At 34.1% G+C, this 14,945-nt stretch carries 12 protein-coding genes; 7 read left to right on the top strand and 5 right to left on the bottom strand.

Translation table 11 applies throughout. The features are described 5' to 3' along the window. The first annotated feature begins 36 nt into the window (after window positions 1–36). The 7 genes from IPJ23_04270 to atpC all read left to right on the top strand — a co-directional run bounded on the left by IPJ23_04270 (window position 37) and on the right by atpC (window position 11,593). A complete protein-coding gene (locus tag IPJ23_04270; GenBank protein ID MBK7629911.1) occupies window positions 37–1,566 on the top strand; it encodes a hypothetical protein in 1,530 nt (509 codons plus the stop codon). Then, window positions 1,563–4,373 carry a TonB-dependent receptor gene (locus IPJ23_04275; protein MBK7629912.1) on the top strand — a complete coding sequence of 937 codons (2,811 nt, stop codon included), beginning with the start codon at window positions 1,563–1,565 and terminating at the stop codon, window positions 4,371–4,373. Before IPJ23_04270 ends, IPJ23_04275 begins: the two co-directional genes overlap by 4 nt. A gap of 1 nt (window position 4,374) precedes the next feature. Then, the gene (locus IPJ23_04280) at window positions 4,375–5,352 is read left to right on the top strand and encodes a PorV/PorQ family protein (GenBank protein MBK7629913.1); all 978 of its coding nucleotides are present in this window, start codon (window positions 4,375–4,377) and stop codon (window positions 5,350–5,352) included. After that, window positions 5,349–6,434, top strand: coding sequence for a hypothetical protein (locus IPJ23_04285; GenBank protein MBK7629914.1), 1,086 nt, complete (start codon window positions 5,349–5,351; stop codon window positions 6,432–6,434). The genes IPJ23_04280 and IPJ23_04285 overlap by 4 nt, the downstream gene beginning before the upstream one ends. Then, a complete protein-coding gene (locus IPJ23_04290; protein MBK7629915.1) occupies window positions 6,431–9,697 on the top strand; it encodes a T9SS type A sorting domain-containing protein in 3,267 nt (1,088 codons plus the stop codon). Before IPJ23_04285 ends, IPJ23_04290 begins: the two co-directional genes overlap by 4 nt. A gap of 76 nt (window positions 9,698–9,773) precedes the next feature. Beyond that, window positions 9,774–11,183: a F0F1 ATP synthase subunit beta gene (gene atpD / locus IPJ23_04295; GenBank protein ID MBK7629916.1), complete on the top strand. Its 1,410-nt coding sequence runs from the start codon at window positions 9,774–9,776 to the stop codon at window positions 11,181–11,183. Window positions 11,184–11,185: 2 nt separating this feature from the next. Further along, window positions 11,186–11,593, top strand: a complete 408-nt coding sequence (gene atpC, locus IPJ23_04300) for an ATP synthase F1 subunit epsilon (GenBank protein ID MBK7629917.1) — start codon at window positions 11,186–11,188, stop codon at window positions 11,591–11,593. 51 nt (window positions 11,594–11,644) lie between these two features. On the opposite strand, the gene IPJ23_04305 is transcribed toward atpC, so the two are convergent. From IPJ23_04305 to IPJ23_04325, 5 genes are all read right to left on the bottom strand, one after another. Continuing rightward, window positions 11,645–12,262, bottom strand: a complete 618-nt coding sequence (locus IPJ23_04305; GenBank protein ID MBK7629918.1) for an LON peptidase substrate-binding domain-containing protein — start codon at window positions 12,260–12,262, stop codon at window positions 11,645–11,647. Window positions 12,263–12,323: 61 nt separating this feature from the next. Then, on the bottom strand, window positions 12,324–12,929 hold the full coding sequence (locus tag IPJ23_04310) for a superoxide dismutase (protein MBK7629919.1): 606 nt from the start codon (window positions 12,927–12,929) through the stop codon (window positions 12,324–12,326). A 131-nt stretch (window positions 12,930–13,060) separates the two neighbouring features. Continuing rightward, the gene (gene erpA / locus IPJ23_04315; GenBank protein ID MBK7629920.1) at window positions 13,061–13,411 is read right to left on the bottom strand and encodes an iron-sulfur cluster insertion protein ErpA; all 351 of its coding nucleotides are present in this window, start codon (window positions 13,409–13,411) and stop codon (window positions 13,061–13,063) included. A 24-nt stretch (window positions 13,412–13,435) separates the two neighbouring features. Beyond that, window positions 13,436–13,750, bottom strand: a complete 315-nt coding sequence (locus tag IPJ23_04320; protein ID MBK7629921.1) for a hypothetical protein — start codon at window positions 13,748–13,750, stop codon at window positions 13,436–13,438. After that, entirely contained in the window at window positions 13,750–14,943 is a 1,194-nt protein-coding gene (locus IPJ23_04325) for a cysteine desulfurase (protein ID MBK7629922.1), read from the bottom strand. The genes IPJ23_04320 and IPJ23_04325 overlap by 1 nt, the downstream gene beginning before the upstream one ends. Window positions 14,944–14,945: the final 2 nt, after the last annotated feature.

Consider the following 14,945-nt stretch of genomic DNA (forward strand, 5'->3'; position numbering starts at 1 on the left):
AGAATTATTTACTAATTATAGTTCGCCTTTATATAAATGAAAAAAGTTTTACTCCTATCAACCATTATTTTTTTATTAGGCATTTTAATTTCCTGCGGAGAAGATTTTATAGATAATCCTGCAGATAATAAACCACCTGATACTAGCATTTCATTGTTTCCTGATTCTACAATTGCACCACAGCCGAGCAGATTAAAAGTTGCATGGTGGGGCGATGATTCTGATGGATTAATTGTTGGCTTTTATTACTCATGGGATGGAGCCGCTTGGACATTTACGGATAAAAACGAAATTTTATTTTCGCTTCAAATCGGTGCTTCAGATACAACTTATGCATTCAAAGTTTCTTCTGTGGATAATGGCGGTAATGGAATCTATGATGATCGTGTTTTCCAGAATGGAATTGATTATGGACCTGAGCCATTTGTTGATGCCAATAACGATGGTGTTTATAATAATAGAGAAAAGTTTTTTGATATAGGATTAATTGATCCAACTCCGGCCACTTTAAACTTTCCACTTAAAAATACAGCGCCAACAATTAAATGGAATTTATTAAGTACACTTCCGTCTGTTTCATTTCCAGTAATGTCTTTTGGCTGGGATGCCGATGATCTGGATGGCGCAGGAACAATTCTTAATATCAATATTGCATTAAATGATACAAATGATGTAAATAGTATTGTATCATTAGATGGAAGTGTTAGAACTATCACTCTAAGAACTAATGATTTTACATCCATAAATCCTTTGATGGACATATTGATCGAAGGAATCGAAACAAATATCTCGCCTGAAAAATTACCAGGTATTAAGTTTGATGACTATAATAAATTCTATGTTCAAGCCGTTGATATTTCGGGTGCAAAAACTCCGTTCATTTCCTTACCCGATACTGGGAAAACCTGGAATGTTAAAAAACCTAAAGGTGATATTTTAATACTTGATGATTATGCAACAATAGATGGTGCAGGCGCATTTTATGATGCAATGATGGATAGTTTGGGATTAAGTAGTCAATATGATGTTTATGATTATTTCAATCAAAAGCCACCCTACACAAATGTAACATTTTTACAAACACTTAAATTATTTAAATATGTTTTATGGTACACAGATAATAGCCCATCATTGGATTTAGCATCTGCCTCAGTACCAAAATTTATAGATGCTGGCGGAAAAATTTTCTTTTCGATGCAGTTTCCGCAAACAGTTGATCCTGTTTTAGTGCAGGGATTTTTACCAATCAATTCGGATAGTTTGTATTCGAGAAATTCTATTTCACAAAATACTATTGTTTCTGCCGATAGCACTAATCCGTCTTATCCTATTTTAACAACAACCGGAACAATCTTTAGAGCAAAATCATTTTATCTAAATCCAAATGGTGCAATTCCAATTTATTATTTCCCAAATAGTGAATTAAATGGATTTATCGGATTTTTCAATAATACAAAATCAATATTCTTTTATGGGTTGCCTCTTAGCAAATCAAATGGCGGTGCAGCAAATGTTAAAAATCTTATGAGTAAAATCTTTTTTGAAGATTTTGGAGTAACACCATGAAAAAGATTTTTACAGTTTTACTGATATTCTTAAACTCGCTATTAATTTATTCTCAAGGTGTTGGAAATCTAACAGGCACTATTAAGGATGCAGAATCCGGTGAAACCCTGCCTGGTGTAAATGTGATTATAAAAGGGACTTATTACGGTGCTGCAACAGATATAAATGGAAAGTTTAAAATAAATAATATTTCTGTTGGAAGTTATAACATCGATATTTCTTTAATCGGTTATAAAACTGTTCAATACACTGGAATTCAAATTGATGCAGACAAAACTAAAGAGCTGACGGTTAAACTTGAAGAAACGGTTCTAACTTTGGGACAGGATGTTGTAGTCATTGGTGAAAAACCTTTGATGGACGTTGAGGAAACTCAAAGTAAAAGAACTATTACGAAAGAAGATTTAGACGTTGCCGTAATTGAAAATATTTCTGATATAGTTACACAGCAATCCGGTGTGGTAAAATCTGATAATGCAATCCACATACGCGGCGGCAGATCTTATGAGAATGCTTTTTTGTTAGACGGAGTTTCTGTACAAGATCCATTGGCTGGTACAGGTTTTGGGTTGCAGCTTTCTGCAAATGCAATTGAAGAGGTTGAAGTTATTACCGGCGGATTTAATGCTGAATTTGGGCAAGCTACATCCGGAATTGTAAATGTTAAAACAAGGGAAGGCGGTGAAAGGTATTCAGGCTCAGTTTCTTACAAACGTGATAATCTTGGCGACAGAACATCTTATCACATTTTTAACATTGATATTATTGAGGGGAATTTAAGTGGACCAGAACCAATCACTACATTTATTCTCCCTGCAATGGGATTAAAAATTCCAGGTGAAATTATTTTCTTCGGAAGTTTTTATACAGGTTTAACAGATGGTATAACTCAGGGTTATTATAAACCAACTGCAAATCAATTGAGTTCTTCTACATTTTACGGAACAAAGTTTGCACCAAAAGCTGAAAACAATTGGTTCTGGCTTGGTAAAATTACTTACAAATATTCTCCAACGTTAAAGTTTTATTATTCATTTAATCAATCCGTAAACATAAATCAAAATTCACAATCGCTGCAATCAAATCTTGAATATGTTGAACCAAGTCCGGGCTATCAGTACAACTACCAAAATATTTTAGATGAAGCAAATACCTTTACGCATAATAATAAGTATCATTCATTTGGTATTACTCAGACATTAAGTCCTAAAATGTTCTATGAATTTAAGATAAATAGTTTTTACACTAATCTGCGTGCAGATGCTAATGGTAAAGATTGGTATTTATATAACGAACCAAAGGATATCGTAAACTTTCCAATCGAATATTATAATATTAATGGAGATACTATTGGTGTTATACCCGGTGACGGATTTTGGGATGTTGGAAATCCTTCAACCTGGAGAGACCACTATGTTCAGGAGTGGTCTGTTCGTGGTGATCTTACAAACTTTTTTGATGAGAAGAATAAATTTAAGGCTGGATTCAATTTTCAATTTCAAGAAATGCAGGTTATTGATATATATAAACCCTGGATTGGTGAACTTGGTTTGAATAATGATATTTATAAAGTTTATCCTGCACTTGGTTCTTTTTATGCTCAGGATAATATCAACTTTAGTGGAATGATATTAAACTTTGGATTACGTTTAGACTATTGGTTTCCAGGTAAATATGTTGATGACGCTGTTAAAAATCCAGACGTAGTAACTATCCCTGATGAGATTAGAACGAGATATGAGGAAGATACTTTTGCATGGTTTGGAGGTAGAAGATTTAAAGCAAGATTAAGTCCACGACTTGGAATTTCTCATCCTGTTTCCGATAATCAAACATTATTTTTTTCGTACGGGCATTTTAGTAAATGGCCAAAGCCCCAATTTATTTATGCAAAGTTAGATCCGCTTAACGCGCAATCATCATTTCAGAAGTTTGGTAATCCAAATTTAAATCCTGAAACAACAGTTGCTTACGAGCTTGGATTAAAAACTCAATTTTCTAATGACGATGTTTTAACGGTAACTGCCTATTACAAAGATATTTTTGATTACGTAAATACAAGAACTGCTAAAATTGTTTCTGCAAGATTTTCAACACAAAGTTTTATTACTTATGTAAATTCTGATTATGCGCGTTCACGCGGGATTGAATTTGATTACCGCAAACGAATCGGTAAATGGTTTAATGGAAGCGCATCTTTTACTTACGCGATTGTTACGGGTAAAAGTTCATCCGCAGATGAGGGCGTTTTAGTTTTGCAAGGTGATCTTAAAGAATCTATTAAAGAAGAATTTGTTCCATGGGATAGACCTTTAACCGCATCACTTTCTACAAGTTTTTATGTAGAACGAGATGATCCGCTCTTTGGATTTGCACCCGGAATTTTGGACGATTACAATTTATACTTAAGATTCTTTTTTCAATCAGGCAAAAGATATACACCTGCTGTTTATACAGGTTTTGTGGATGAACGTGGAAGACCTCAGTATGAGTATGTTACTGATTCCCGTTACAACAAAGTTGGTGATAACTGGTTTTGGGTTGATTTAAATTTTGAAAAATATTTTCGTCTGATGAATCTTAAATTCTCAGTTTTTGTAGAAGTTAATAATCTTTTAGATACAAAAAATTCTGCGATTATAAACCCTGTTACAGGCAAGGCATACGAATATGGCGATGATATACCGGCAAGCTGGAATGATCCACGTTATCCCGATTTACAGGCTCCAATATCGGCTTATCCGTTTAATCCGGCAAGATATTTAACTCGTAGAAATATAAAATTTGGCGTGAGTTTGAGATTTTAATATGAAGTATATAATTACCTTTTTATTTATTGTAATAAGTTTTTCTGATATTAAACCGCAGTTGTTTCCGGTGCTCGGCGGGCAGCGTGCAGGTATATCAACCGCACAGTTTTTAAAGATCGGAGTTGGGGGCAGAGCAACAGCAATGGGCGACGCATTTATAGCAGTTGCAAATGATGTATCAGCACTTTACTGGAATCCTGCAGGCTTAACACAATTTTCAGAAAATCAAGTTATGTTTTCTCACAATCAATGGGTTGTAGATATAAATCATGATTTCCTCGGCGCTGTTTATCATCTTGATGAAACTAATACTTTTGGTGTATCGCTGACTTCACTTTCTATGGATGAAATGAAAGTAACAACTGAATACGCTCCATTTGGAACAGGCGAATATTTTGGATTTAGTGATATTGGTTTTTCAATTTCTTATTCCAGAAAGATGACTGAGCAATTTAGTTTTGGCGGAACTGTAAGATACATTGAGGAATCATTGGACAAACTTAAGATGCGCGGAATTATGATTGACCTTGGAACATATTACTGGACAGGTTTAGGTACTTCACGTTTTGCAGTTACAGTTACAAACTTTGGTAACGATCTTGCACCTGATGGCGAAGTTATTCTTGTTGGAAATAGAACAAAATCAGATTGGCAATCATTTTCACCACCTACAATGTTCCGAATTGGTTTTGCATTTGAACCATATGAAGATGATCAAAATAAAATAACAACTTCAATCCAGCTCAATCATCCAAACGATAACAGTGAAAATTTATCATTAGGATTTGAGTATGTGTGGAATAAAATGTTTTTTGCAAGGGGCGGATATAAAATAAATGTTGATGAGCAAAATTATTCATTCGGGGCTGGAGTAAATGTTCCAGTTAGCATTACAAATGTAAGTGTAGATTATGCATACGCAAACTTTACACGATTAGGATCAGCACACAGATTTTCAATTATACTTGGCTTATGATAAATATTAAACAGCTAAAATATTTTGCAGTTCTATCATTGCTATTAATAATAACATCCTGCAATAATAAATTTGATATTACGCAATTTGATGAAAATAAAAATCCCGGTAACATTGCAGGTGATACAGTTTATATAAAACTCAGTCCGGATTGGGAAGGATTTAATCATCCCGAAGATATGATTATCGGCAAGGAACCTTTAGTATATGTTGCAGATACCGATAATGATCAAATTGTTATGCTAAATATTGATGGAGAGAGATTAGGTTCAAAAACTATCAAACATCCTATTGCAATTGCCCAGGATTATAGATTAAATCTTATCGTCTGTGCACAGTTTGATACACTTGGACAGACATTTAGCGCTATTTACAAGATTGATCTTGTTGCATCAAATCATAATCTTGACACTGCACCAATCCGCCGCTTATTGCCAAAAGCTGATGATTTTAATAAACCGTTAAGAAAATACACAGCAGTTTGTACTTTTTATGATAACTCATTCTATGTTGCAAGAACAGGTCCAAACAATTCAAGTATTTATGATCCAGATAATTCTATTTTGATGTTCAAACCTATCAATAGTTTAAACTTTAGTTCCGGTGATAGTTTAATTGGCAGAGTACCAAATATTTCACCAACAAGCGGTGGAATTGTTTCGGCTAATGAAATAAGTTCACTTGCCTCATTCAATAAAAGAAGTATAGATATTGTTGTAACCTTAACAGGACTAAACAGTTTTAAAGCACAATGGTGGGAGTATGTAATTTCACCAATTGATGAGAGATACAAAAGCAAATTTTCAGATCGTGATGAGGTTGCTTTTGCTAAACCTAATAATTTTATACGACCTGAAGGTTGTACAATTGACCCATCAGGAAATATTTATATTGCTGATGCTGGTATAAATAAAGACAGTGTTTACAAATTTAATTCGTTTGGTGAAAAACTTATTGGATTTGGAGGACCCAATGTATTTAATCAACCTTATTCGGTAGCTTATTTTGATAGAATACTTTATGTGGTTGACAGAGGAAATAGTAAGATTCAAAGATTCATTTTATCAACGGATGTACAATGACAACACTAAAATATTTTTTCTTTACATTAATTCTTGCCGCTAGTATTAATGCACAATCTGTAATTATTAACGAAGTTTATAATTCAAGTGCAAGTGATGAGTGGATTGAATTATTAGTTGTACAAGACAGTGTTGATTTAAGAAACTGGGATATTAGAGATTTTAGCAGCAGTGGTTCAGCACAGCAGCCGCTTGTTTTTTCTAATCAATCACTCTGGAGTAATGTTAAAAAAGGAACAGTAATAATTGTTGCAAAAGCAGAAAATAGTTTTTCAGAAGACTTAGACCCAAGTGATTATTTATTAATTGTAAAAGCTAATAATGCACTTTATTTTACAGGTACGGCCTTTTCTATAGCTGGAAGTTCAGAAGCCGTTCAAATTAGAAATAGTTCTGCATTGCATGTTTTTGGTGTATCCTGGGGTGCAGCAAATGCTGGAAGTATACCTAGCCCGAAGGTTCATTTTAGTGGTTCATCTTCTAGTAATACTTCAGTGTTTTTTAATGAAGATTCTACTCCCGAACTAACAATCACATCAAATTGGACTGTAAACGGCAGTGCATCTATGGGTGTTGGAAATACTTCTTTAAACATTGCATGGATTCTTTCATTGCGAGCACGAGTTGAAGGTTCTGGCATAGTGAGTTTAACTCCGCTCGTTGTAAGCGGTGATTCTGTAATTAATCTATCATTTAATTATATAAGAGAACCTCAGTATAACATTAACGCATTAAAAATAGTTTTTCCTCAGGGTTTTACCTGGTCTCAAAATTCTGCTCAGGTTTCAATCGATAATTTTACGGCAGTAACAACTGTTTCTGCTGATACAATATTGTTTTCAAACGTAAGTTTTGCTTCTGATTCCATTCTAATCACAATTGCAGATGTAACTACACCTATTTTTACAGGTAATTATAAATTTATTTTTCAATCTGGAATCGATGCTTTATTCGGTGATGTAAGTCCAGCCCCAATTTTAACAGTTTACGGCGCACCAATACCTATTTCAGAAGCTAAAATTAATGATGCAAATGGAATTGGAATAAACTTGGGTGATTTGGTTACATTAAGAGGAATTGTAACAGTAAGCAATCAATTCGGTAGTCCAAGTTATATACAAGATAACAGCGGCGGCATTTCGATATACGGAACAACTTTTTCGAGCTTAGTTCAGCCTGGTGATGAAGTTTTAGTCTCAGGGACTATCACACAATTTAACGGTTTAAATCAACTTGAATTTCCAATTCTTCACTCAATTATTTCAAGTGGAAATGAAGTTGAACCCGTTTTAACAACTCCTTCTATGTTAAGTAACGACGGTGTTGCGGGAATAGAAAATTATGAAGGAAGATTGGTTAGAGTTAATGGTGTTTTAGTAACAGAGCTTAATGGAACTACTTTTAGTAATTGGGCTTATAAAAATTATATGTTAACTGGATCAAGTTCATCAGATACAGTTCAAATAAGAATTGATAACGATACACAAATTATTGGTATGGTTGCGCCGGCTGGCAGATTTGATGTGGTAGGAGTCTTAAGTCAATTTAAAACATCGCTTCCATTTATTGGCGGCTATCAATTAATGTCTCGTATTCCATCTGATATAATATCAAATGGACCGATTATAGAAAAATATCCGGAAGAAGTTGAGTTAACTTCTAATTCAATTACGCTTGATTGGAGTACAATAAATCCCGGAACTTCAAGAATCAGATATGGATTTACAACTAATTATGAGCTTGGTGTTATCGAACCGGATAATGATTTTAGAATAACACATAATGTTACTGTACCCGGACTTGATGTTGCTACGATTTACAACTTACAGGCTTTTTCCGTAGCAAATTCGGACACAAGTTTTTCAAGTAATATTATTTCAAGTACAACATCAGCGTTTCCTACAACAGGCGAAATTAATGTTTATTTCAACAATTCTGTAAATACAAGTGTTTCATCTGGTGTAAATGCGAATGCTGATGCAAACTTTACAGATTTATTGATTCAAAAATTAAATAATGCAAAACGCTCTATTGATGTTGCACTTTATAGTTTAAGTGGAACAGTCGGCGCAAATATCGCAACTGCATTGGTAAACGCTAAAAATCGTGGTGTAAAAGTTAGAGTGATTGGCGAATATGATAATAGAACCACAGCACCTTGGACAACACTTTCAAGTAATGGTATTCCTGTAATTGACGATGCTTATGGTAGCAATGATGGAAGCGGTTTACATCATAATAAATTTTTTGTTATTGATTACCGCGGCGGTGCTGCAGACAGCGTTTGGGTGATTATGGGTTCCTGGAATCCAACTGATCCCGGAACAAATGATGACAGGCAAAATCTAGTTATGTTTCAAGATGTTGCTTTAGCTGGTGCATACACAGTTGAGTTTCAGGAAGAATGGGGAAGCAATACTGCGACACCGAATGCTCTGAACTCAAGATTTGGCTCAAGAAAATTTAACAACACTCCGCACAATTTCGTAATTGGTGGTGTAAAAGTACAAAGCTATTTTAGTCCTAGTGATGGGACAACAGCAAGAATTGCTAAGACACTCAGCAAGGCTGAAAAATCTATAAACGGTTCTATAATGACTCTTACACGTAGAGATTTAGCGGATACTATTATTGCAGTTAAAAACCACGGTAGTAAAACTCGTTTAGTTTTAAGTAACAATACAGATTCAGGAACTCAATTTTCTTATCTGCAATCCAATGGTGTTGATATTCGTTTGAAAGGTTTTTCAAATGGTTTACTTCATCATAAATATGCTGTTGTTGATGCTGAACCGTTTGGTTACACACCTTATTTAATTACAGGTTCGCATAATTGGTCTTCATCTGCAGAAAACAGTAATGATGAAAACACAGTTATCATTCAAGATGATCAGATAGCAAATTTTTATCTACAAGAATTTGCTGCAAGATATTATGAAGCCGGCGGTACAGATTCAATAAATACAATTACTAGTATTAACCATAGTACAGATATCCCAACAGCCTTTTCATTATTACAGAACTATCCAAATCCATTTAATCCTTCAACAAAAATTCAATTTGAAGTTCCGCAATCTCAAAAAGTAGAACTGATTGTTTTTGATATTCTTGGCCGAAAAGTAAAAGAATTATATAATGATATTGCACTTGCTGGAATAATATCAATAGAATTTAAAGCTGATGATTTGGCCACTGGAATGTACATTTATCAGCTAAAAACAAAAGAATTATCAATCTCTAAAAAGATGGTACTTCTAAAGTAATTATCTTAAATATTTGTAAAAAAAAGGCTCTTTGGCTAATTTTGCATCTTAAAATTTTATAATAGAAGGTAACAGAATGAGTGAGTTAAAAGGTAAAATTATTCAAATCATCGGTCCTGTAGTGGATATTCAATTTGAAGGTGGACATCTTCCTAAAATATATAACGCAGTCAGTATTCCAAGGACTTCAACAGAAGGTAAAAAAGAAGATTTGATTGTCGAAATTCAACAGCATTTGGGTGAAGATAGAGTGAGAGCGGTTGCAATGGATTCCACTGACGGTTTGGTTAGAGGTATGGATGTTTACGATACTGGAAAACCTATTACAGTGCCAGTTGGCCCTGCTACGCTTGGTAGATTGATAAATGTTATCGGGGACGGAATAGATGGACTTGGAGAAATTAAATCTGAAAAAAGATATCCAATTCATCGACCTGCACCTCTATTTAAAAACCTTTCTACCCAATCTCAAATGTTTGAAACAGGTGTTAAAGTTATCGATTTAATGGAACCATACAGTCGTGGCGGAAAAACTGGATTGTTTGGCGGTGCCGGTGTTGGTAAAACAGTTATTATTCAGGAATTGATTAATAATATTGCTAAACAGCATGGTGGATATTCTGTATTTGCAGGCGTTGGTGAAAGAACGCGTGAAGGAAACGATCTTTGGCTAGAAATGAAAGAATCAGGTGTTATTGATAAAACGGCACTTGTGTTTGGACAGATGAATGAGCCACCGGGAGCAAGGTTACGTGTTGCTCTTACAGGTTTAACTATTGCAGAATATTTTAGAGACGAAGAGGGAAGAGACGTACTTTTATTTATTGATAACATTTTCCGATTTACACAAGCTGGTTCAGAAGTTTCCGCACTTTTGGGTAGAATGCCTTCTGCAGTTGGATATCAACCAAACCTAGCAACTGAAATGGGTGCTCTTCAAGAAAGAATTACATCTACAGATAAAGGTTCAATTACTTCTGTACAAGCCATTTACGTGCCTGCAGATGACTTAACAGATCCTGCTCCTGCAGCTGCTTTTGCGCATCTAGATGCAACAACTGTTTTAAGTCGTCAGATATCTGAACTTGGCATTTATCCTGCCGTTGATCCTCTTGAATCATCTTCAAGAATTCTTGAGCCTGGAGTACTTGGACAGGAGCACTATGATGTTGCTAAAAATTGCAAAGAAATTCTCCAACACTACAAAGATCTACAGGATATTATTAACATTCTTGGAATGGATGAGTTATCGGATGATGATAAGATTGTTGTTAGGCGTGCAAGAAGAATCCAGAGATTTTTTAGCCAGCCTTTCCACGTTGCAGAAGCCTTTACTGGCAAAGCTGGTAAGTATGTTAAATTAGAAGATACAATTCGCGGTTTTAAAGGTATCATTGATGGTAAATATGATGATATACCTGAATCTGCATTTATGTATGTTGGTGGAATTGAAGAAGTAGTTGAAAATGCAAAGAAGATGGCGTAACAATGGCTGAGTTAAACTTAGAAATAGTCACTCCATCTAAATCTGCTTTTAGCGGTGAGATTAAAGCAATAACTGTTCCAGGAACTAAAGGTCGTTTTCAGGTTTTAGTAAATCACGCACCAATTATAAGCACATTTGATATTGGAATTATTAAAGTAGATTTGCTTAACGGCAAATTTAATTATTACTCAACTGCGGGCGGAACAATTGAAGTGCTTGATAATAAAGTTTTGGTTCTTGCTGATTCGATTGAGTTAGTTTCAGAAATTGATGAAGAGAGAGCTTTAGAAGCCAAACGACGAGCTGAAGAAAGATTAGCAGAAAAGAATAGCGGAATAAACATCACAAGAGCTGAAGTCGCATTAGCAAGAGCTAACAATAGAATTCATACAATAGAAAAGTATAAATAGTATTAGAATGTTGTAAGCGATAAAAAAGCGAATCGAATTGATTCGCTTTTATTAATTTAAATACCCATCATTCATAATTATCTTTTTAACTGCTGCTGCACTATCAACTTTGTTTTTAATTGATTTAAAATAATTAATAAGATAATTTAATCTTTCATTTTCATTTTTAAGTACTAGTAATTCTTGCTGCTGTTCATTAGTTAAACCTGATTTTTCAGCAACCTTATACGATTTAAGTTTTGTCGTTCTAAGATTATTCCAAAACGCTTCTTCTAATTTATAGTTTGCTAATTCAACTATTTCTTCAAACTCCGAATGCAGTTCATCAATCAAATCACTATCAATTTCAACAATATCATCATCATATTTTTCAACTTCCGCAAGATAATAACCATCTGGATGTTGAGAAGTATTATTTATTACAAATCGTTCAATTCCAGCTACAACTATATCTAATTCTCCATTATCATATTGCTTAGCTACAGAATCAATAATCACATATACACCAACATCTGAAATCTTTCGGTCAAAGGATATTACTATCCCAAATCCGGAGTTTTCTCTTAAGCATTTTTCACTAAGGATTTTGTATCTCATTTCAAAAATATGAAGTGGATATTTAGCTCCAGGAAATACAACTAGGTTTAATGGGAATATTGGAATTGTCATATTCAAAATAATAAAAAAAGGAAGCAAATTTCTTCACTTCCCTAAATAAAAAAAATATTAACTAAGCTTTAGAAAACAATTCGTTAACTTTATCCCAATTAACAACATTCCACCAGTTTTCTATGTAGTCAGGTCGTTTGTTCTGATATTTGAGATAATATGCGTGCTCCCAAACATCTAATCCAAGAATCGGAGTTCCTTTTACTTCAGCAACATCCATCAAAGGATTATCCTGATTTGGTGTTGAACTAACGACCAGTTTACCATCTTGAACTAATAACCAAGCCCAACCGGAACCGAATCTTGTTGCGCCGGCAGCGCTAAACTTTGCTTTAAACTCTTCAAAGGAACCGAAAGCTGAGTTTATTGCATCGGCAACTTTACCATCTGGTTTTCCGCCGCCGTTTTGTTTCATTAAAGTCCAGAATAATGAGTGATTCCAATGTCCACCGCCATTATTTCTGATTGCAGCAGGAAGTTTAGAAATCATTCCAAACATATCGTACAAAGATCTTCCTTCGCTCTCAGTCCCTTCAACCGCTTTATTAAGGTTAGTAACATAACCGTTGTGATGTTTAGTGTAGTGGATCTCCATAGTCATTTTATCGATGTATGGTTCCAATGCATCGTATGAATATGGTAATTGGGGCAATTCAAATTTTGCCATAGTATCTGTACTCCTTATATGATTTTTAATTGTATTTAACTTATTTTCTGCTTTCCCAAGTGCTTGAACAAGAGGGATTGTACCCAATGCATAAATGAACTTACGTCTTTGCATAAAATTATCCTTTCTAATTAAACACCAAAAGACTCACCACAACCGCAACTTTTAGTTGCGTTCGGATTATTAAAAATAAACCCTTTTCCATTTAATCCGTCTGAAAAATCTAATTGAGTTCCGGATAAATAAAAAAGACTCTTACCATCAACAAAAAGTTTTACACCATCTTGTTCAATTATTGAATCACCTTCGCGATTTTCTGGATCAAAACCTAATGTATAAGTTAATCCGGAACATCCACCGCCCTTAACACCGATTCTTAATCCAAATTCTTGTGTTATTTTATTCTCATCCATTATGCGTTTAATTTCTTTAACCGCTTTATCTGTTATACTTATTTCAGATTCAATTTGTGTGTTGCTCATTGCATACCTCTAATTAATTAATAGTTAAAATGAAAATGGATCGCCGGGTTTTGTGGTAACAAACTCAGGGTAATTAATTTTCCATCCCTGACTGCTTGTTTTTACAAATATCCCTTCAGTCTCATAATACTCAGAAAATTGTTTTGCTAAACTTGCGAGATTATTATCCGATAAAGTTGTCCCTTTTTTCTCAAGAAACCCTTTTAATCCATATTGAAAATCTCTAAAGAAAAAATTTGAATTATGAAAAATTGGAAATTTTGCTTTTAAATAGTTCAAAAATATCTGATTCTCATTTTTCAAATCATTGTAAAGACCTGTTGTGTTTTTATTGCTCATTATGATATTACAGTTTGTTTATAATTCTGCGATTTAGTTTTTTTCAAAGCCCTTAGTTTATTAATTGCTTCCACGACCTTTTGCGAAGCATAGTCAATCTCTTCTTTTGTGTTCAATCTTCCAAATCCAAATCTGACCGAACTTAGTGCCTGTTCATCAGTTAAACCAATTGCTTTAAGTATTCTGCTTGGTTTTGATGAACCAGACGCACAAGCTGAAGAATTTGAAAAAGCTAACTCTCTTAATTCAAGCATAAGTTTATCTGCACGAACATCATTAATACATAAATTCAAATTATTAGGTAGTCTTTGTTTCATAGATCCGTTGATAGATATACCATCAAGATTTGAAATGATGTGTTTATAAAATCTATCTTTTAAGTCTAAAGTATGATCAAAATCTTTATTCAACTCTTCATCGCAAATTTCGATTGCTTTTCCAAATCCAACAATTGCAGGAACATTTAAAGTTCCCGGTTTTATAACACCTTCCTGCGCGCCCCCGAATAATCTTGGAGTCAATTTTGTCATTGGATTCTTAGAATTGATATAAAGCGCTCCTATCCCTTTAGGTCCGTAAAGTTTATGCGCTGTAAAAGACATAAAATCTAAATTTATTTCGGATAGATCAAACTTTAGCTTTCCTACTGCTTGGGTTGCATCAACATGAAAAAGAATATTTTTTTCTTTACAGATATTCCCAATAGTTTTAATGTCGTTAACAGTTCCGATTTCATTATTTGCAAATATGAGTGAAATAAATTTAGTATTAACTGTAATTGCTTCTGAAATTTTAGCAGGATCAACAATTCCAGATTTTTCAACGGCCAAAACAGTAACATCAAAGCCCTTGCGTGATAAATAATTAAGCGATTCACTAGTTGCGCTGTGCTCAATGTTTGATGTAATTATATGCCATTCAGATGGATTAACATTTTCAGTTAAACCAAGGTGAACAAGATTTATAGACTCAGTTGCACCACTGGTAAAATAAATATCCTTTGAAGAGACTTTTAGAAAATTAGATATTATGTCCCTGGAATTTTCTACAGCGCTTTTTGCCATCCAACCAAAACTATGATTGCTAGAGGAGTTTCCAAATCGATCCTGTAAATAGGGAAGCATAACTTCCAAGACTCTTGGATCAATCTGAGTTGTGGAATTGTTATCTAAATAAATAGGTGTTTTTATCATCA

The organism is Ignavibacteriales bacterium (assembly GCA_016709765.1).
In the GTDB taxonomy this organism is placed as follows: domain Bacteria; phylum Bacteroidota; class Ignavibacteria; order Ignavibacteriales; family Ignavibacteriaceae; genus IGN3.